This window comes from Arthrobacter oryzae, from assembly GCF_037911235.1.
GTDB lineage: Bacteria > Actinomycetota > Actinomycetes > Actinomycetales > Micrococcaceae > Arthrobacter > Arthrobacter oryzae_E.
On sequence record NZ_JBBLYW010000032.1, the window covers coordinates 70,111 to 89,263 of the forward strand.

The window sequence follows — 19,153 nt, forward strand, 5'->3', positions numbered from 1 at the left end:
TAAAGTATCGTCAAGACGACGAGTCTTACTTTTCTTCGAGCTGTAGATAAGAATGGTTCCATGCCAAGGATTACCCAGCCTCACGACGACGCATGGTCGGCCGACGTCGAAGCCGCCGTCGCGACCTTCGGCAACCGTTCACGGAATGAGATCCTTCGCTACCTTTCGGCGCACGGGCCGGCCTCCCGTGGGGACATTGCGGCATCAGTCAGCGCCGGGGAACCTAGTGTGGCCAAGCACCTGCTGGCATTGGAGGAGTCCGGCGCCATCGTAGTCGATGTCGAACCAGGCCGTCGCCACGGCCGATCGCCGCGCTATTCAGCCAACCCGGCAAGGATCAAGGAGTTGCTGGCGGCTCATCATGAATATCTTCTGGAGGGCTAGCCGCCGCCTGCTCCCCGCCCGGGTGGCGCCCAATATCCTTGTTGAGATATTCAGATATGGCCTGCAAGGTCTCCGGTGATACGTCCCCAAGGGTTCGTGCGGCGAAGGTCTTCACACGGGCCGCACGCAGAGACTTGACGAACTCAAGCTGGGAATCAATGCGTTGGGGCAAGGCTGCATCATCGCCAGTCAGATAGGACGGGTCTACCTTGAAGATGTCACAGAGGCCAGCCAGCAAAACCGGATCGCTGACCAGGCGGCCAGTCCCTTCTTTCATGTAGAACCAGCGCGCGCGGGACAATTTGATGCCCCTCCGGGCAAGGTCTGCTTGCACTTCCCTGAACGTCACCGGTTTCCCGCGCTCTGCAACTACAACGTCGAGCAGCAGATTCAAACGACGGGCGAGTTGGGCCTGAGGCGACAGCCCCGCACCGTGCCCTGTCTCGTCAATCCGCATAAACGCCCCTTGATCAGCCACTTCAACACCGGCAGTCCAGTCAGGTACCGCCCCCGCCCTACCGCCCAGTATTCCGCGAGTCATGCGCCTCGGCAATCAGGGTCCCGGTGCCTTAGAAGATTCATGGGCAAAAACAAGCCCTTCCATCATGACCTCAGCAGGGGTAACCTGCTGCTGTAGACCCGTCTACAGCAACACGCTCCCTTCATTCCTTAGGTTCCGGTCTCCATGTCGAACATCCTGATGAACCGAACGCGAAGCCAAATTGTCCGCTTCTTACTCAAGAACGGTCCATCAACGTGCAGCGAAATCGGAGCCGAGCTGCAGGCATCGCCGTCGACCATCCGCCGGCAGCTCTACTTCCTTGGCAACGCAGGCCTCGTGCAGCGCGCCTCCAGCCATTTCACGGCTTCTCCGGAGCAAGTGCGGCGCCAGACCTATGCCTTTGCAGCGACTTTCGGCAACGCGGTCATGCCGCCGGATGGCCCTGCTCCGATGAACTAGGGCAGGACTCAGCACGGAGCACTGCCGCAGCACAATCACGAAAGGATCGAAGAAGGCATGAAACTTGAATTCTTCGAGCCGGCCGAGGCCGCCTCGGTCCTCAAGTGCTCAGAGGCGTGGCTCCGTGAGGGGGCCGCCAAGGGAGAGTTCCCGCATTCCGTCTGGGGCAAGGGAAAGATCGTCTTCACGTCTGTCCACCTGAAGGAGATTGCCCAGCTGCGCGAAGTCCGATCATCTACTCCTTCCCAGGCCTCCGTCCGAATGATCGGGACCCGGGCCAAGGCACGGCAGAAATACTCATAATTTGGGCGAGCGCCGCTAGCCGCGCCAGACGACGGCGGACCGCTCAACGGCATCCGCGGCATCTTGAAGTGCCTGTGGCATCAAGTGGCCGTACACCTGCTCCGTTGTACGAGTGGACGCATGCCCCAGGCGCCTGGAGATAGTGAACAGAGAAACGCCGTCCTGGATTAGCCAGGACGCGTGAGTATGGCGCAGATCGTGAATTCGGGGCGACTTGGTCAGCCCGCGCGCTTGCGCCGCTTTCACTGCCGGAACCCAGTAGTGATGCCAATACAGCTTGTGAATGATCCGTTCACCCTTTGGCGTCGTAAACAGAAGCTCCGATCCAGGCCGGCTGGCCACCAGGGGAATGAGCACCTCCACCAAATGCGGGTTCAAGGAAACCGTCCTCTTGCCGGCGCCCGTCTTGGTAGCACCGATGTAGTACTCGGAATCAGCGCCACGTTTCCATGCCTTATTGATCCGCATTGTTGCGGGCTTGGACATCAGGTCCACGTCAGCTACGGTAACGGCCGTTGCCTCGCCAAAGCGGGTTCCGGTCATGACCAGGAACTCGGTGAAAGCCCTGTACCGCTCCCCCATGCATTCAAGGATCATCCCAAATTCGGCGTGCGTCAGGAACCGGGCCTCATCCTCTGCCTTTTCGCCCGACGGGAGCTGAACATGTCGGCAAGGATTGTCCTTCCGGTAGCGCAGCATAACGGCCGTCTCCATGGCCGCGAAGATCAGGCCATGGTTGTTCTTGATGGTCTTCGGAGACCTGCCCTTCTTCTGCATCGTCTTGATCCAGTAGGTCAGGTGCCGGTAGTCCAGCTTGTCCACGGGAATGTGGCCGATGACGTCCGCGATGTGCAGCTTCAACATCGTCTGGTACGTGTGGACCGTCCCGACGGACGGGCGCACCAGAAGGTCGATGTGTTCCTGGATCACCGCCGCCACAGTGGGTGATTTGGTCTGGTTCTTGACCATCGCATGCTGGGCGATTTCGAAGGACTGGTTGTTGGCATCAAGGAGTCGCTTCAGCGTGACGGCTTCTGCCTCGTTGGCGAATGTAATGCCTTGCTCTTTAGTGGTGGCCGGGTCCCGCCAGCAGACCATGAAGGACGTAGTTCCGTCCTTCTTTGTGCGCTTTCGAATGCTGGCCATAGAAAAAATGCTACGCCGCTGTCCACACTTTTTGGAGTTTTGTCCACAGTCAACGGCCCATTAGGCCGCTGACCTGCGGAAACACTGTGCCCGAGGTGGGACTCGAACCCACACACCTTTCGATACCGCATTTTGAGTGCGGCGCGTCTGCCAATTCCGCCACTCGGGCGCGGATTACACGGAGTAACAATCTTAGGCTCACAGCTGAGTTGTGAGCAACGCGATCGCTTCCAGTGCGCGAAATTACTCTACATGCAGATAGGCTGAATTCCAGAATCGCGCCAGTGAAGCCGCAACGAACCCAAGCAGTTCCAAGTACAACAGCGGGCCCAACTAAGATGGACTAGTTCCCGCCGTACCTTTCAAGGAGTTCCCGTGTCAGAACAGACGGAGTCAAACCCCAACACCCAGCCGGCGCGCCGCGTTATTGTCGCCGAGGACGAGACCCTTATCCGCCTGGACATCATCGAAATCCTCCGGGGCGAAGGCTATGACGTCATCGGCGAAGCGGACAACGGCGAAAAGGCCGTCCAGCTCGCCGAGGAACTCAAGCCCGACCTCGTCCTGATGGACGTCAAGATGCCGGTCATGGACGGCATCACCGCCGCCGAAAAGATCGTCAAGGCCCGCATTGCACCTGTCGTCCTCCTCACGGCCTTCAGCCAGAAGGAACTCGTGGAGCGCGCCCGCGACGCCGGTGCCATGGCCTACGTGGTCAAGCCGTTCACTCCAGCGGACCTGATCCCCGCCCTCGAAATCGCCCTCTCCCGCCACGAAGAGATCAAGGCGCTCGAAAGCGAGGTCTCGGACCTTCAGGAGCAGTTCGCCACGCGCAAGCTCGTAGAGCGCGCCAAGAGCCTGCTCACCACCAAGATGGGCCTCACCGAACCCGAGGCCTTCCGCTGGATCCAGAAGACCTCCATGGACCGCCGCCTCAGCATGCGCGAGGTCGCCGAAACCATCATCAACCAGGTCAACTAACAGCTGCACCCCGGCAGGCAGCGTACGACGGCGGCCTGCCGGGCACCTGCCACCCGGCACCACTCGCCGGGTCATGAGCAAGACAAAAAGGGAGGGTCCCCGCCAACCGGCGGGGACCCTCCCTTTTGTTCTGCGTGCGGCTCGCGCCGCACGCAGGGGACGTACTAGGCCTTCTTCTTCTTTTCCGGCCAGGGGCCGAGCTTTTCCTTGTTGCTGGCCACTTCGCCCGCGAAGGTGGAATCAGCGAGGTCGCCCACCTTGTGCACCTTCAGCGAGTTTGTGGAACCGGCTTTTCCGGGAGGGGAACCGGCAGCGATGACCACCAGGTCACCGTCCTCCACCAGGTTCAGTTCCAGCAGGCTGCGGTCAACCTGGGCCGTCATTTCGTCGGTGTGGTCCACCATGGGAACCAGAACCGGCTGGATGCCCCAGGTCAGCGCAAGCTGGTTCCACACGTGCTCCACCGGAGTGAACGCGAACACAGGCTTGACCGGACGCAGGCGGGACAGGCGGCGTGCGGAGTCGCCGGACTGGGTGAAAGCACAGATGTACTTGGCGTCCAGCTGGTCGGCGATTTCGACGGCGGCACGGGTGATGGCGCCGCCACGGGTCTTGGGCTTGGTGCCCAGCGGGGGGACGCGCTCCAGGCCGTGGACTTCGGTGGATTCGATGATCCGGGCCATGACCTTGACGGTTTCGATCGGGTACTTGCCCACGCTCGTCTCGCCGGAGAGCATGACTGCGTCGGCGCCGTCGAGCACTGCGTTGGCGCAGTCCGAAGCCTCTGCGCGGGTGGGGCGCGGGTTGTCGATCATGGACTCGAGCACCTGCGTGGCCACGATGACGGGCTTGGCCCAGCGGCGGGCCAGTTCGATGGCGCGCTTCTGGACGATCGGCACCTCTTCGAGGGGAAGCTCCACACCGAGGTCGCCACGGGCCACCATGATGGCGTCGAACGCGTCGATGATCTCGTGCAGCTGGTCAACAGCCTGCGGCTTCTCGATCTTGGCGATGACCGGAACGCGGCGTCCCTCTTCGTCCATGATTTCGTGGACGCGCTTGATGTCCGTGGCGTCACGGACGAAGGACAGGGCAACCATGTCCACGCCGCGGCGCATGGCCCAGCGCAGATCGTCCTCGTCCTTTTCGCTCAGCGCGGGAACGTTGACGGCAACACCGGGCAGGTTGATGCCCTTGTTGTTGGATACGAAGCCACCGACGGTCACCTGGGCGACCACCTTGACGTCGTCGACCTCGATGGCCCGCAGGGCCACCTTGCCGTCGTCGATCAGCAGAGCGTCGCCGACGTTGACGTCATCGGTGAGGCTCTTGAGCGTGGTGGAGCAGATTTCCTTGGTGCCGGGAACGTCTTCGGTGGTGATGGTGAAGATGTCGCCGACGGCCAGTTCGTGCGGGCCGTCAACGAAGCGGCCCAGGCGGATCTTGGGGCCCTGAAGGTCGGCCATGATGGCCACGGGCTTGCCGAGCTGCTTTGATGCCCTGCGGACGTTTTCGTACGTCACGTCATGCACCGAGTAGTCGCCGTGGCTCATGTTCATGCGGGCAACATCCACGCCGGCTTCCACTACTGCGAGGGTGTTCTCGAAGCTGGAAATAGCCGGTCCGAATGTTGCCACGATCTTAGCGCGTCTCATATACCTACCCTATTGGTCTGTTACTGGATTGAAGTTGTACCGCTGGTGAACTTCCGTGGTCCCCCGATTGTGACTGCAGAGCTGTGACTAGAGAACGGCGATCGCCCGGTCGGTTGGGGCAACCGGGGCAGGGAGGATCGTGGTTCCCATCAGGAATTTATCAACGGCCGCAGCGCAGGCGCGGCCTTCGGCGATGGCCCAGACGATGAGCGACTGCCCCCGGCCGGCGTCACCGGCAACGAAGACACCCTCGGTGTTGGTCATGTAGTAGCCGTCACGGGCCACGTTGCCGCGGCCGTCAAATTCAGCGTGGACCTGCTCGGTGATGCCGGCAGGCTCCGCGCCGGTGAAGCCCAGGGACAGGAACACCAGGTCCGCGGGAATGATCCGCTCAGTGCCTGCCTTCGGGAGACGCTTGCCGTCCACGAACTCGGTCTCGGCAACCTTCACCCCGGTGAGCTTGCCGTTTTCACCAACGAATTCCACGGTGGAGGCGAGGTATGTACGCTCGCCGCCTTCTTCGTGCGCACTTGCAACCTCGAAGAGCGTGGGGAACGTGGGCCAGGGCTGGTTCGGCATGCGCTCCGCGGACGGCTGCTTGCCGATCGCGAGGGTGGTCACCGAGGCGGCCCCGTGGCGGTGTGCGGTGCCGAGGCAGTCAGCACCGGTATCGCCGCCGCCCAGGATCACCACGTGCTTGCCCTTGGCGTGGATCTGGTTCTCCACCTGCTCCCCCGCCACCACGCGGTTGGCGGGAACAAGATAATCCATGGCGTAGTGGACACCTTCGAGCTCGCGGCCCGGAATCGGCAGGTTCCGCGGCACGGTGGCACCGGTGGCAACCACCACGGCGTCGTACCGGCGGCGGAGCTGCTCCCAGGTCACATCGGTGCCCACGGCAACTCCGGTCCGGAAGCGGGTGCCTTCGGCCTTCATCTGCTCAAGGCGCCGGTCAACCTGTTCCTTCTCCATCTTGAAGTCGGGGATGCCGTACCGCAGGAGCCCTCCGATCTTGTCGTCGCGCTCGTACACGGCAACGGTGTGGCCCACGCGGGTCAGCTGCTGGGCAACGGCCAGGCCGGCGGGGCCGGAGCCCACGACTGCCACGGTCTTGCCGGTCAGGCGCGTCGGCGGCAGCGGGTTGACCCAGCCGTTGTCGAATGCCTCATCAATGATGGAGACCTCAACCTGCTTGATGGTCACCGCCGGCTGGTTGATTCCCAGCACGCAGGACGCCTCACAGGGAGCCGGGCACAGACGGCCCGTGAACTCCGGGAAGTTGTTGGTGGCATGCAGCCGCTCAATCGCTTCCTCGCCCTTGTCCCGCCATACGAGGTCGTTCCATTCGGGAATCAGGTTCCCCAGCGGGCAGCCCTGATGGCAGAACGGCACGCCGCAGTCCATGCAGCGGCCAGCCTGGCTCTTCAGGACACCCTTTTCCTGGGCCTCATACACTTCTTTCCAGTCCATGATGCGGACGGGAACGGGACGGCGCGGCTGGGTTTCACGCTGACGTACTTTCAGAAATCCGCGTGGATCAGCCACCGGTCACCTCCAGGATTCGAGACCATACTTCTTCGCCATCGGGGTCCAGGCCCTCTTCGATGGCGTCAAGGCGTGTCTGCAATACGGCCGCGTAGTCGCGCGGCAGGACTTTGGTAATGCGGGCCGCGGTGTCGTCGAAGTTTTCGAGCAGCCGCTGCGCGTGCAGGGATTCGGTTTCTTCAACGTGCTTGACCAGCAGGCCGTGGACGATGTCGCGGTCCTCGGCGTCCAGTTCACGCAGCTGCAGTTCGCCGGACTCCAGCGCCTGCTTGTTGACGCGGGTGGTCCGCAGGTCCAGCACGTAGGCCGTTCCGCCGGACATGCCGGCACCGAAGTTGCGGCCCGTCCGGCCGATGATCAGCGTCTGGCCGCCGGTCATGTACTCGCAGCCGTGGTCGCCGATGCCTTCAACTACGGCGGTGGCGCCGGAGTTGCGGACCAGGAAGCGTTCTCCCACCTGGCCGCGCAGGTACATCTCGCCGCTGGTGGCGCCGTAACCAATCACGTTGCCGGCAATCACATTGCTCTCCGCCTGGAACACGTTGGTGCGGTCCGGGCGGACGATGATGCGGCCGCCGGACAGGCCCTTGCCCACGTAGTCGTTCGAGTCGCCGAACATGCGCAGGGTGATGCCGGCAGGCAGGAACGCGCCCAGCGACTGGCCCGCCGTTCCGGTCAGCGTGATGTCGATCGTGTCGGTCGCCAGGATGTCCGTACCGAACGTCTTGGTCACGGTGTGGCCCAGCATGGTGCCGACGGAACGGTCGGTGTTGATGACGTCCACGGCGATCTTCACCGGGCTGCGGTCGGTCAACGCCTCGGCGGCCATGGTGATGAGCCGCTGGTCGAAGTGCTTGTCCAGCTCGTGGTTCTGGCCGGTCAGGTTGCGCAGCGGGGCGTCGTCGTCGAACTCGAGTCCGTGCAGGATCGGGTCCAGGTCCAGCCCTTCGGCCTTCCAGTGGTTGATCGCCTCACGGGTGTCCAGCATTTCGGCGTGGCCGATTGCCTCTTCGATGCTGCGGAAACCGAGCTCCGACAGGATCTCGCGGACTTCCTCGGCCAGGAACTCGAAGAAGTTGACCACGAACTCCGGCTTGCCGCTGAAGCGGGCGCGCAGTTCGGGGTTCTGCGTGGCAACGCCCACCGGGCAGGTGTCCAGGTGGCAGACGCGCATCATGATGCAGCCTTCCACCACCAGCGGTGCCGTGGCGAAGCCAAATTCCTCGCCGCCGAGCAGCGCGGCGATCACGACGTCGCGGCCGGTCTTAAGCTGGCCGTCCACCTGCACCACCACGCGGTCGCGCAGGCCGTTGAGCATCAGGGTCTGCTGGGTCTCTGCGAGCCCCAGCTCCCACGGAACACCGGCGTGCTTGAGCGAGTTCAGCGGCGAGGCGCCGGTACCGCCGTCGTGACCGGAAACCAGTACGACGTCGGCCTTCGCCTTGGTGACACCGGCGGCAACCGTGCCGATTCCCACCTCGGAGACAAGCTTGACGTGCACCCGGGCCGAAGGATTGGCGCGCTTGGCGTCATAGATCAGCTGGGCGAGGTCTTCGATCGAGTAGATGTCGTGGTGCGGGGGCGGGGAAATGAGTCCGACGCCGGGGGTCGAGTGGCGCGTCCGGGCAACCCAGGGGTACACCTTCTGCGCCATCAGCTGGCCGCCTTCGCCGGGCTTGGCACCCTGCGCCATCTTGATCTGGATGTCGTCGGCGTTGGTCAGGTACAGGCTGGTGACGCCGAAACGGCCGGAGGCAATCTGCTTGACGGCCGAGCGGCGCTCGGGGTCCAGCAGGCGGTCCACGTCCTCGCCGCCTTCACCGGTGTTGGACTTGCCGCCCAGCCGGTTCATGGCGATGGCCAGGGTCTCGTGGGCTTCCTTCGAGATGGACCCGTAGCTCATGGCGCCCGTGGAGAAGCGCTTGACGATGCTGGACACCGGCTCCACTTCCTCCAGCGGAACCACCGGACGCACACCGGACTTGAACCGCAGCAGGCCGCGGAGGGTCATGAGGTTCTCGGACTGGTCGTCCACGCCCCGGGTGTAGGACTTGAAGATGTCGTACCGGCGTTCACGCGTGGCGTGCTGCAGCCGGAAGACCGTCTCCGGGTTGAACAGGTGCGGCTCGCCGTCGCGGCGCCACTGGTACTCGCCGCCGCCGAGCAGCGGACGGTGCGGCTGCTCGATGCCGCCCTCCGGGTAGGCCATCTGGTGCCGGGCGGACACCTCAGCCGCGATGACGTCGAGTCCGACGCCGCCGAGCTGGGAGTGGGTGCCAGCAAAGAATTCGTCCACCAGTTCCTGGCCGAGGCCAAGGGCTTCGAACGTCTGCGCACCGGTGTAGGAGGCCACCGTGGAGATGCCCATCTTGGACATGATCTTCAGGACGCCCTTGCCGAGGCCCTTGATCAGGTTGTAGACGCCGTCCTGAGGGGTCACGCCAACAACGTCGCCGCTGCTGATGAGCTGTTCCACGGATTCCATGGCCAAGTACGGGTTGACGGCAGAGGCGCCGTAGCCGATCAGGACTGCCACGTGGTGCGTCTCGCGGACGTCGCCGGCCTCGACCACCAGGGCGGTCTTGGTCCGGTTGGCGCTGCGCAGCAGGTGGTGGTGCACGGCGCTGACCAGGAGCAGCGACGGGATGGGCGCCCACTGGGCGTTCGAGTCGCGGTCCGAGAGCACCACGTACTGAACGCCGCGGTTGATGGCACCCGAGACCTGCTCGCAGATTTCCGTCAGGCGGGCACGCAGCGCGTTTTCGCCGCCTTCGGGGCGGTACAGGCCCCGGACCTTCATGGCGATCCTGTCGCCGTCGGGGGTTTCGATGTTGGCGATCTTGGCGAGCTGGTCGTTGTTGATCACCGGGAACGGCAGCGAAACCTGCGGCTGCCGGACCTGCTTGGTGTCAAGCAGGTTGCCGTTCGGGCCGATGGCGCACATCAGGGACGTGACCAGTTCTTCGCGGATGGCGTCCAGCGGCGGGTTAGTGACCTGCGCGAAGGACTGCACGAAGTAGTCGAAGAGGAGCCGCGGGCGCTTGGACAGCACGGCCACGGGAGTGTCCGAACCCATGGCGCCGAGGGGCTCGGCACCGGTGCGGGCCATCGGGCCCAGCAGGATCTTCAGTTCTTCGGTGGTGTAGCCGAAGGTCCGCTGGCGGATGTTCACGGACGCGGCAGTGTGCACCACGTGTTCGCGTTCCGGCAGGTCGTTGAGGTCGATCAGGTTGTCCTTGACCCACTCCGCCCACGGGTTGGCGGCGGCAACTTCGGCTTTGACCTCTTCATCGTCGATGATCCGGCCGGCCTCGGTGTCCACCAGGAACATCTTGCCCGGGGAGACGCGGCCCTTTTTGACCACTTTGGAAGGTTCGACGTCGATGACGCCCACCTCGGAGGCGAACACCACCAGGCCGTCTTCGGTGATCCAGTAGCGTCCCGGGCGCAGGCCGTTGCGGTCCAGCGTTGCGCCGACCAGGCTGCCGTCGGTGAAGGAGACGGCGGCAGGGCCGTCCCACGGTTCCATCAGCAGGGAGTGGTATTCGTAGAACGCCTTGCGGGCAGGATCCATCGTGGCGTGGTTTTCCCAGGCCTCGGGGATCATCATCATGATCGAGTGCGTGATGGGGCGCCCGGAGAGCCAGAGCAGCTCGGCCACTTCATCGAACGACGCCGAGTCGGATGCGCCCGGGGTGCAGATGGGGTAGAGCTCCTCGGGGGAATCCCCCAGCAGCGGGTTGGCCAGCTGGGACTGGCGCGCACGCATCCAGTTCCGGTTGCCCTTGACGGTGTTGATTTCACCGTTGTGGGCGATGGTGCGGAACGGCTGGGCCAGCGGCCATGACGGGAACGTGTTGGTGGAGAAGCGCGAGTGCACGATCGCGAGCTTGGTCTTGAAGCGCTTGTCCGAGAGGTCCGGGTAGAACGGCTCCAGCTGGGCAGTGGTGAGCATGCCCTTGTAGACGATGGTCCGCGAGGACAGCGACGGGAAGTACACGCCGAACTTGTTCTGGGCGCGCTTGCGGATGCGCCAGGCGCGGGAGTCGAGTTCGTTGCGCTCCAGCACTTCCCCGGTGCTGGAGGCAAAGAACGGCTGGGAGAAGTACGGCATGCAGGCCCGCGCCATGGCACCGACAAGGTCGGCCACGATCGGAACCTCGCGCCAGCCGAGGACGGTGAGTCCTTCATCGGCGGCAAGGCCTTCGATGCCGGCCTTGGCGGCGTCGGCTTCTCGCTGCTCGGCGGGCAGGAATGCCGTACCCGCTACGTACTGTCCGGGCGCCGGAAGCTCAAACTCGGTGACGGCGCGGAAGAACTCATCCGGGATCTGCATCAGCAGTCCGGCGCCGTCGCCCGTTCCTTCGTCGGCACCCACGGCACCGCGGTGCTCAAGGTTGCGCAGGGCGGTCAGGGCGGCGTCGACGATGTCATAGCCGGGCTCCCCGCGGAGCGTGGCAATGATGGCGAGGCCGCAGGCGTCCTTCTCCTGCTCCGGGTTGTAGAGCCCACCGGCTTCCGGCAGCGCCGCGAACCGCTTGAACGGCGACATGGCAGATGCAGGCTGGTTCGGTTCGGACCAACTGGGGCTGTGAAGAGTTTGGGTCATGGGAGACGTCCTTCCTCCTGATCGAGCGTATGGAAGGGACAACGTTGGCCCCACTCGCGGTGCCTGTGTGATGGGCACAACAAAGTGTTACTTACTGGAAATTGTAGGTCAGCCCGGCCTGCTGAACTAACAGTTACGCAGGCCCTGACCTGGGCTTGACCCGACGGCAGCTCTGTGCTGACGGGAAGGGGCCCTGGTGCCACGACGCTGTGGGAACGGGCGCTGCGGGCGGTAGCCCTGCTGCCCGGTTTGCCGGCCCTGACTACTTGGTGCGGTCAGTGTCCGGCGCGGATCCGGAGTCGAGGTGAACGGAGTTTTCAGCTGCCTGGCCGCCCTTGGCGGGCGTGGTGCCGACAGCTGGTTCCTTCACCGCTTCAGTTGGGGCGGAAGTGCGCCCCGGACCGTTTTGGTTATCTGGGAGATTACCACGGGACCCACTATCTGAGACACTCTTGTCCGAATGGCGGATGCTTTTGCCGTCCGCCGGAACGACTGCCAATTCGGCATCTTCCGCCTGCTTGGCCCCGGCATCGCCGGACGGACCGTGACCGGCCAGGTACGGGGTGTCCGGCTCATCACGCTTGCGAAGACCCAGCACGATGAACACGATCAGGGCCGCCAGGAAGACGAAGATGCTGGTCCAGACGTTGAGGCGGGTGGTGATGCCGAACAGGTTGATCTGTTCGGCATCGTCGATGCGCATGGCTTCGATCCAGACGCGGCCGAGTGTGTAGTACATGGCGTACAGCCAGAACAGCCGCCCGCGGCGGAAGTTGAACCTCCGGTCGAGTGCGAGCAGGATCACGACGCCGACGATGTTCCAAAGGGATTCATAAAGGAACGTCGGGTGGAAGAGGGTTTCGGCGGGCATTCCGGCCGGAAAGTTCGCGTTTTCGGCGTCGATCTGCAGGCCCCAGGGAAGCGTGGTGGGCCCGCCGAAGAGTTCCTGGTTGAAATAGTTGCCCCAGCGCCCCACAGCCTGGGCCAGCAACAGCCCGGGAGCGGCGGCGTCCAGGAACGCGGTGAGCTTGACCCCCGCCCGGCGGCAGCCGATCCACGCGCCCACGGCGCCGAGCAGCACAGCACCCCAGATCCCCAGCCCGCCGCGCTGGATCTGCGGGATCAGGGAAAGGTCGCCCGTGCCGTCGAAGCCGGGGCCGAAGTAGGCATCCGGGGACGAGAAGACGTGGTACAGCCGGCCGCCGATGATGCCGAACGGGATGGCCCAGATGGCGATGTCCCACAGGCTGCCCTCCGGCGTGCCGCGCTTGTTCCAGCGGACCGAGGTCAGCCACAGGCCAACCACGATTCCAGCAAGGATGCACAGCGCGTACGCGTGGATGCGCAGCGACCCCCACGGCAGCGGGATATCGAACCCGGACCAGTCCGGGCTCGGAATGCTGGCGGGGATCATGGCCGCAGCGTGGAGGACAGTCTGCATTATTTAGGCTTCTTCCCTGGACAGGCCGGTGCTGAGGTCTTTGGTCAGGGCGGCGACAGCGTCCACGCCGCCGTCGCGGATGGCGGCGACGAGCGCCGTGCCCACGATCACGCCGTCGGCGTAGGCCGCGATCTCGCGGACCTGGCCGGCGTTGGACACTCCGAGGCCGACGCACACGCGTTCCGCCCCGGCCGCGTGCGCTGCGGCAACAACGCCTTCCGCGGCACTGCTGACTGACGTTCGTGCACCGGTGACGCCCATGATGGACACGGCGTACACGAAGCCTCGGCTGGCATCAACGGTGCGCTTCATGCGTTCCGGCGAGGACGACGGGGCCACAAGGAAAACCCGGTCCAGGCCGTACTTGTCCGAGGCAGCCATCCACTCGGAAGCTTCGTCGGGAATCAGGTCAGGGGTGATGAGCCCGGCTCCCCCGGCTTCGGCCAGCTGGCGGGAGAATTCGTCCACACCCATCCGGACCACCGGGTTCCAGTAGGTCATCACCAAAACGGCGGCGTCGGTCTTGCTGGTGATCCCGCGGACCACGTCGAAGACCTGGCGGACGTGGAAACCCTTGGCGAGGGCCTCGGTGGTGGCAGCCTGGATGACCTGCCCGTCCATGACGGGGTCGGAGTACGGGATGCCGATCTCGATCAGGTCGGCACCGTTTTCGGCCAGCGCGATGCCGGCGGCGATGGTCTGCTCCACGCTGGGGTAGCCGGCCGGCAGGTAGCCGATGAGGGCAGCCCGCCCTTCAGCCCGTGCCTTGTCGATGGCCGCTGCCGATTTACTGGTGCTGGTGATGTCCTGAACGCCGGTCACAGCTGTTCCCCTTCTTTGCCGATCTCGGCCTCAACGGAATCCTTGTCCAACAGGTCGAACCATTCAGCGGCCGTGGCCACGTCCTTGTCGCCGCGGCCGGACAGGTTCACGACGACGATCTTGCTGTCCGCGGGCTGGCCTTCGGCCGCCGCTTCGGCGGCGAGGCGTTGTCCCACCTTGATGGCGCCGGCCAGGGCGTGGGCGGATTCGATGGCGGGGATGATGCCTTCGGTCCGGCACAGGAGCCGGAAGGCGTCCATGGCTTCAGCGTCGGTGATGGGTTCGTAGCTGACGCGGCCGATGTCCGCCAGGTAGGCGTGCTCCGGACCGACGCCGGGGTAATCCAGGCCTGCGGAGATGGAGTGCGACTCAATGGTCTGCCCGTCGTCGTCCTGCATCAGGTACGAACGGGCGCCGTGGAGCACGCCGGGCTTGCCCAGCGTGATGGTGGCGGCGTGGCGTCCGGTGTCCACGCCGTCGCCGCCGGCCTCGAAGCCGAAGATCCGGACCGAGGGGTCGTCCAGGAATCCGTGGAAGATGCCGATCGCGTTGGAGCCGCCGCCGATGCAGGCGCAGACCGCGTCAGGGAGCCGGCCGGCCTGTTCCAGGATCTGGGCGCGGGCTTCCTCGCCGATCACCTCGTGGAAATACCGCACCATCGCCGGGAACGGGTGGGCTCCGGCGGCCGTGCCGAGCAGGTAGTGGGTGTGGTCGACGTTGGCAACCCAGTCACGGAGTGCCTCGTTGATGGCATCCTTGAGGGTCTGCGATCCGCTGGTCACCGGGATGACCGTGGCACCCAGGAGCTCCATGCGGGCCACGTTCAGTGCCTGGCGGCGGCAGTCCTCGGCGCCCATGTACACCACGCACTCAAGGCCCAGCAGGGCGGCCGCGGTGGCGCTGGCCACGCCGTGCTGGCCTGCGCCGGTCTCGGCGATCACGCGGGTCTTGCCCATGCGCTTGGCGAGCAGGGCCTGGCCCAGGACGTTGTTGATCTTGTGCGAACCGGTGTGGTTGAGGTCCTCGCGCTTGAGGAAGATGCGGACGCCCCCGGCGTGCCCGGCGAAGCGCTTGGCCTCGGTGAGCAGGGACGGGCGGCCGGAGTAGTTCTTGTTCAGGTCCTTGATCTGGGCGACGAATTCCGGGTCGGCCTTGGCCTTCTCGAAAGTGTCTTCCAGCTCGTCAAGGGCTGCAATAAGCGATTCGGGCATCCAGCGCCCGCCGTAGGAGCCGAAATACGGGCCCGGCGCGTGGCGCAGGGACCGGTCTCCTTGCAGAAATGCGTCCGCGGTGCCCTCATCATTGCCGGTTGTTGGCGCGTCGACCATCGGTCTCACCATCCTGTTCCACTGTTCAAAAGAAATATCGGATGGCGCCCGGCGTCAGCGGTCTGCTGCCGGGCGCCCCGGTCGTCAGACCCGTGCTGCGATGGCTTCGGCGCCGGCAGCGGTAAATTCGGCAATCCGCTCACGCGGGGTAGCGTCGCTCACCAGCGCTTCGCCCACCAGCACGGCGTTGGCGCCGTTCGCGGCGTAATGCCGGACGTCGTCCGCGCCGCGGACTCCGGATTCGGCAACGATGACCGCTTCCGGAGGGATGCCGCCGGCGAGGGAGGCAAAAACGGAACGGTCGACGTCGAGCGTCTTGAGATTGCGGACGTTCACGCCGATGATCCGGGCGTCAGCCGCCACGGCGCGCTCGATCTCCTCCGCCGTGTGCGTCTCCACCAGCGCGTTCATGCCCAGTTCACGGGTGAGCTGGCTGAAGTCGCGCAGCTCAGCGTCGCTGAGCGAGGCGACGATCAACAGGACCAGGTCCGCGCCGTGCGCACGCGCTTCCCAGATCTGGTACTCGTCAACTGTGAAGTCCTTGCGGAGCAGCGGCACATCCACGGCTTTCCGGACGGCGTCCAGGTCGGCGAGGGACCCGCTAAACCGGCGTTGTTCGGTGAGCACGCTGATGACGGAAGCGCCGCCGTCGGCATACTGGGCCGCGAGCTCGGCAGGATCGGCGATGCTCGCCAGATCGCCCTTGGAGGGGCTCCGCCGCTTGATTTCGGCAATGACCTTCAGCTGGTTCCGCGGCGAGGTATCTCCGCCGAGGGCAGCCCATGCATCACGGGCGGGCGCCGCCGCAGCAGCGCGTTCCTTCAGTTCGGCGAGGGACACCAGGCGCCGGCGGGCCTCCATGTCCTCCCGTGCACCGGCATTGATGTCATCGAGAACAGTCACTGCTAGTGGCCGGAGTTCTTCAGCTTGCTGCCGTCCACGCCGTAACCGGCCTTACGCATGATCCAGCCGAGCAGCAGGCCGATGACCATCACGACTGCGCCGGCAATGAAGATGGGCGTGCTGGCGATGACAAAGGCGATGGACGCGATGAGCGCGCCGATCAGCATAACGATCACGCACGTCCAGGCTGCCGGGCTGTTGCCGTGGCCGAGGTCTGCGCTGTGGTCGACGCCGGTGTTGACGTTCTGCGCAGCAGCGGATTTGGATGCGGAAACAGTGGCTTTGCTCATGGGAATCTCCTCAGGATGAATACTGCTTACATTCTGCCATTTTTTGGCGGTGCCTTGGACATCGGCAGTCAGGCTCAGGTGGGATCGTCGCCTCGGGACAGCCTGTCCCAGCTGTCGATCTCGTCCGCGGGGCCCTCCGGAGCGCCGGCCGTGCCGGCCGCTGCGGAGTCATATTTGGTCCGCGTCTTCCAGTGACGACCGGCCGGAATGATCAGCAGGGCTCCCAGCCCCAGCAGGACGCCGACGACGACGGCCAGTGCCGGGAAAGCGGAGACGCTCACCTGGACGCTGCTGCCGGTGATGCCGGTGGCGGCGGCAATGGACCCCTGGGCGGCAGCAAGCGGGTCCGTCATCACCGTCACCGCCGCGGTCACGATGCCCACTGACGCAAGGACAATGATCGCCGTAATGATCCAGCGCGCAATCCGCCCCGCAATCGACGCGGCGAGTCCGCCCGCCAACGCCACAAGTGCCAGCGCGGTGACCGTAGTCGCCGCTTTGCTGCCCTGCACCTGCAGGCCGTCCTGGCTGTTGACCGCCTGGCCCAGCTGCGCCGGATCCAGATGGACAGTCAGCCACGTCTGCGTAGTAGTGCCGAACACCGCCAGGGCCATCGCGGCAATGACCAGGACCAGCGTGGACTTCCGCGCCCACACCGGGACACCAATTCCTTTGCTGGCCGGCTGGCTCGTTTTGTCCTCCCTGACGCCGTCTTCCATGACGCCCATCAACTGCCCGGGCTTTGGCGGGGTGAGCTGCCCGCGGCATCTCCTGGCTCCGGAACGGAGTCGGCGGTGATGTTGTGCAGGGAGCCGGCCGTGTGCACGGCGCGCAACGGCGCGGCCGCCTTGTTGACCGTTTCGAGGGCTTCGGTCGGGTTGACGGAGTCGGCCACGATGCCGCCGCCGGCCTGGACGTAGGCGCGGCCGTCACGGAGCAGCGCGGAACGGATGGCGATAGCCATGTCCATGTCACCGGCGAAGTCCAGGTATCCCACCACTCCGCCGTAGATGCCGCGGCGGTGCGGTTCCAGCTCATCCAGCAGCCGGAGCGCACGGGGCTTCGGAGCTCCGGAGAGCGTCCCTGCCGGGAACGTTGCCTTCAGGACGTCGTAGGCCTTGGCGGCGGGAGCAAGCCTGCCCACCACCGTGGAGACCAGGTGCATGATGTGGCTGAAGCGCTCCACCTCCATGAACTGCGTGACGTCCACAGTGCCGGCAACGCACACCTTGGAGAGGTCGTTGCGGGAGAGGTCCACCAGCATGAGGTGTTCGGCGCGTTCCTTCTGGTCGGCCAGCAACTCCTCCGCGAAAGCCTTGTCCGCCTCCACGGTCTTGCCCCGGGGACGGGAGCCGGCGATGGGGTGGGTGATGACTTCCTCGCCCGTGACCGTCACGAGGGCTTCCGGGGAGGATCCCACGATGGAGTACTGCCGGCCGGCGGCGTCTTCGAGGCTAAAGATGTACATGTACGGGCTGGGGTTGGTATTGCGCAGCACCCGGTACACATCCAGCGGGTCGGCGCCGCACTCCATTTCGAAGCGGCGGGAAATAACCACCTGGAATACTTCACCGTCCACGATCGCTTCCTTGCCGCGGTCCAGGGCAGCAAGGTAGTCGGGCTCGTTCCAGCGTTCCTGGACGCTGGAGGCAAAGTCCAGTGCTGCCGGTTCCAGCACGGAAATCGGCTGCTCAACAGGCGTGCTGACCTTGGCAAGGAGTGCCTTGACCCTGGCGACGGCGTCGTGCCAGGCCTCGTCCACCCGCTCAGAGCTGTTGTCGAAGTTGATGGCGTTGGCGATCAGCAGGACGGTGCCGTCCATGTTGTCGTGCACGGCCATGTCGGTGACGAGGTTGAGAGCCAGTTCCGGCAGCTCCAGGTCGTCTTCGGGCGGGCTGGTGAGTTTCTCCCAGTGCCGCACGGTCTCCCAGCCCAGGAAGCCGACCAGTCCCGAGGTGAAGGGCGGCAGGCCGTCGAAGCGGTCGGTGCGCAGTGCTTCGACGGTGTCCCTGATGGCGTCCACCGGGTTCCCGTCCACGGGCACGCCGGCAGGTGGTTCGCCCAGCCAGTGCGCCTGGCCGTCCTTGGTGGTCAGCGTGGCGCGGGATTTGGCGCCGATAAAGGAATAGCGGGACCACGAACCGCCCACGGCCGCTGATTCCATCAGGAAGGTGCCGGGCTGGCCGTTTGCCAGCTTCCGATAGAGCCCGATGGGCGTCTCCGCGTCCGCCAGTACCTTCAACCGGACGGGGATGACACGGCTGTGGCTGGCGAGTTCCCGGAATTCTTCGAGGCCCGGGCTGATGATTCCAAGGTCCTGCATGGCTATGGTTCTCCGCCTGTTCTTGAGTGGTGCCTGAAACGTGTGGATGGGGTGTCCTGCGCCTGCGCCGCCCCCGGCCGTAATCCTGTCAGCCGGCGTGGGCACCGGCGTCGCCGGGAATAACGGCGAGCCCGCGGCCGTCGAAGCAGGTCCGGGTGCCTGTGTGGCAGGCCGCGCCGACCTGGTCAACGCGGACCAGCAGGGCGTCGCCGTCGCAATCCAGTGCAACGGACTTCACCCACTGCACATGGCCGGACGTGTCGCCCTTGCGCCAGTACTCCTGGCGGGAACGGGAGTAGAACGTCACCCTCCCGGTGGTCATGGTGCGCCGCAGCGCCTCGTCGTCCATCCAGCCGAGCATCAGCACCTCGTTGGTGTCGAACTGCTGGACGATCGCAGCCACGAGGCCGGCGCCGTCGCGCTTGAGGGCGTCCGCCACCTCGGCAGGCAGGACGGGGGGTA

General features: G+C 64.9%; 17 protein-coding genes and 1 tRNA gene. 4 read left to right on the forward strand and 14 right to left on the reverse strand.

Translation table 11 applies throughout. The annotated features are described in order from the left end of the window. The first annotated feature begins 60 nt into the window (after nt 1–60). A complete protein-coding gene (locus WMN78_RS09220; protein WP_309978310.1) occupies nt 61–384 on the forward strand; it encodes an ArsR/SmtB family transcription factor in 324 nt (107 codons plus the stop codon). On the opposite strand, the gene WMN78_RS09225 is transcribed toward WMN78_RS09220, so the two are convergent. Then, nucleotides 338–841 (reverse strand): hypothetical protein, encoded by a 504-nt coding sequence (locus WMN78_RS09225; protein ID WP_309978312.1) that lies wholly within the window; start codon nt 839–841, stop codon nt 338–340. The genes WMN78_RS09220 and WMN78_RS09225 overlap by 47 nt on opposite strands. A gap of 228 nt (nt 842–1,069) precedes the next feature. Between WMN78_RS09225 and WMN78_RS09230 the strand changes: the two genes are divergently transcribed. After that, nucleotides 1,070–1,345, forward strand: coding sequence for an ArsR family transcriptional regulator (locus tag WMN78_RS09230; RefSeq protein WP_309978314.1), 276 nt, complete (start codon nt 1,070–1,072; stop codon nt 1,343–1,345). A 57-nt stretch (nt 1,346–1,402) separates the two neighbouring features. After that, nucleotides 1,403–1,648 (forward strand): hypothetical protein, encoded by a 246-nt coding sequence (locus WMN78_RS09235; RefSeq protein ID WP_309978316.1) that lies wholly within the window; start codon nt 1,403–1,405, stop codon nt 1,646–1,648. A gap of 15 nt (nt 1,649–1,663) precedes the next feature. Here WMN78_RS09235 and WMN78_RS09240 read toward each other — a convergent pair whose 3' ends face one another. Beyond that, entirely contained in the window at nt 1,664–2,794 is a 1,131-nt protein-coding gene (locus WMN78_RS09240; RefSeq protein ID WP_340533457.1) for a tyrosine-type recombinase/integrase, read from the reverse strand. Between the two features lie 87 nt (nt 2,795–2,881). Beyond that, a tRNA-Leu gene (locus WMN78_RS09245) sits at nt 2,882–2,963 on the reverse strand. Between the two features lie 206 nt (nt 2,964–3,169). Here WMN78_RS09245 and WMN78_RS09250 point away from each other — a divergent pair. Beyond that, nucleotides 3,170–3,775, forward strand: a complete 606-nt coding sequence (locus WMN78_RS09250; protein WP_340533458.1) for an ANTAR domain-containing response regulator — start codon at nt 3,170–3,172, stop codon at nt 3,773–3,775. 164 nt (nt 3,776–3,939) lie between these two features. Here WMN78_RS09250 and pyk read toward each other — a convergent pair whose 3' ends face one another. From pyk to hisI, 11 genes are all read right to left on the reverse strand, one after another. Then, nucleotides 3,940–5,430, reverse strand: a complete 1,491-nt coding sequence (gene pyk / locus WMN78_RS09255; protein WP_340533459.1) for a pyruvate kinase — start codon at nt 5,428–5,430, stop codon at nt 3,940–3,942. Nucleotides 5,431–5,517: 87 nt separating this feature from the next. Then, nucleotides 5,518–6,975 carry a glutamate synthase subunit beta gene (locus tag WMN78_RS09260; protein WP_340533460.1) on the reverse strand — a complete coding sequence of 486 codons (1,458 nt, stop codon included), beginning with the start codon at nt 6,973–6,975 and terminating at the stop codon, nt 5,518–5,520. Then, complete coding sequence (gene gltB, locus WMN78_RS09265; RefSeq protein ID WP_340533461.1) at nt 6,968–11,584, reverse strand: glutamate synthase large subunit; 4,617 nt, start codon at nt 11,582–11,584, stop codon at nt 6,968–6,970. Before gltB ends, WMN78_RS09260 begins: the two co-directional genes overlap by 8 nt. 262 nt (nt 11,585–11,846) lie before the next feature. Beyond that, on the reverse strand, nt 11,847–13,025 hold the full coding sequence (gene lgt / locus WMN78_RS09270; protein ID WP_340533462.1) for a prolipoprotein diacylglyceryl transferase: 1,179 nt from the start codon (nt 13,023–13,025) through the stop codon (nt 11,847–11,849). Between the two features lie 3 nt (nt 13,026–13,028). Further along, nucleotides 13,029–13,847 (reverse strand): tryptophan synthase subunit alpha, encoded by an 819-nt coding sequence (gene trpA, locus WMN78_RS09275; RefSeq protein WP_340533463.1) that lies wholly within the window; start codon nt 13,845–13,847, stop codon nt 13,029–13,031. After that, a complete protein-coding gene (trpB, locus tag WMN78_RS09280) occupies nt 13,844–15,175 on the reverse strand; it encodes a tryptophan synthase subunit beta (protein WP_340533464.1) in 1,332 nt (443 codons plus the stop codon). The genes trpA and trpB overlap by 4 nt, the downstream gene beginning before the upstream one ends. A gap of 84 nt (nt 15,176–15,259) precedes the next feature. Next, entirely contained in the window at nt 15,260–16,078 is an 819-nt protein-coding gene (trpC, locus tag WMN78_RS09285) for an indole-3-glycerol phosphate synthase TrpC (protein ID WP_340533465.1), read from the reverse strand. A 2-nt stretch (nt 16,079–16,080) separates the two neighbouring features. Continuing rightward, nucleotides 16,081–16,368, reverse strand: a complete 288-nt coding sequence (locus WMN78_RS09290) for an HGxxPAAW family protein (protein WP_340533466.1) — start codon at nt 16,366–16,368, stop codon at nt 16,081–16,083. A gap of 74 nt (nt 16,369–16,442) precedes the next feature. After that, nucleotides 16,443–17,087 (reverse strand): Trp biosynthesis-associated membrane protein, encoded by a 645-nt coding sequence (locus tag WMN78_RS09295; protein ID WP_340533468.1) that lies wholly within the window; start codon nt 17,085–17,087, stop codon nt 16,443–16,445. A gap of 8 nt (nt 17,088–17,095) precedes the next feature. Next, nucleotides 17,096–18,691, reverse strand: a complete 1,596-nt coding sequence (locus WMN78_RS09300) for an anthranilate synthase component I (protein ID WP_340533467.1) — start codon at nt 18,689–18,691, stop codon at nt 17,096–17,098. Nucleotides 18,692–18,779: 88 nt separating this feature from the next. Further along, a complete protein-coding gene (gene hisI / locus WMN78_RS09305; RefSeq protein ID WP_340533469.1) occupies nt 18,780–19,142 on the reverse strand; it encodes a phosphoribosyl-AMP cyclohydrolase in 363 nt (120 codons plus the stop codon). Between the last annotated feature and the right edge of the window lie 11 nt (nt 19,143–19,153).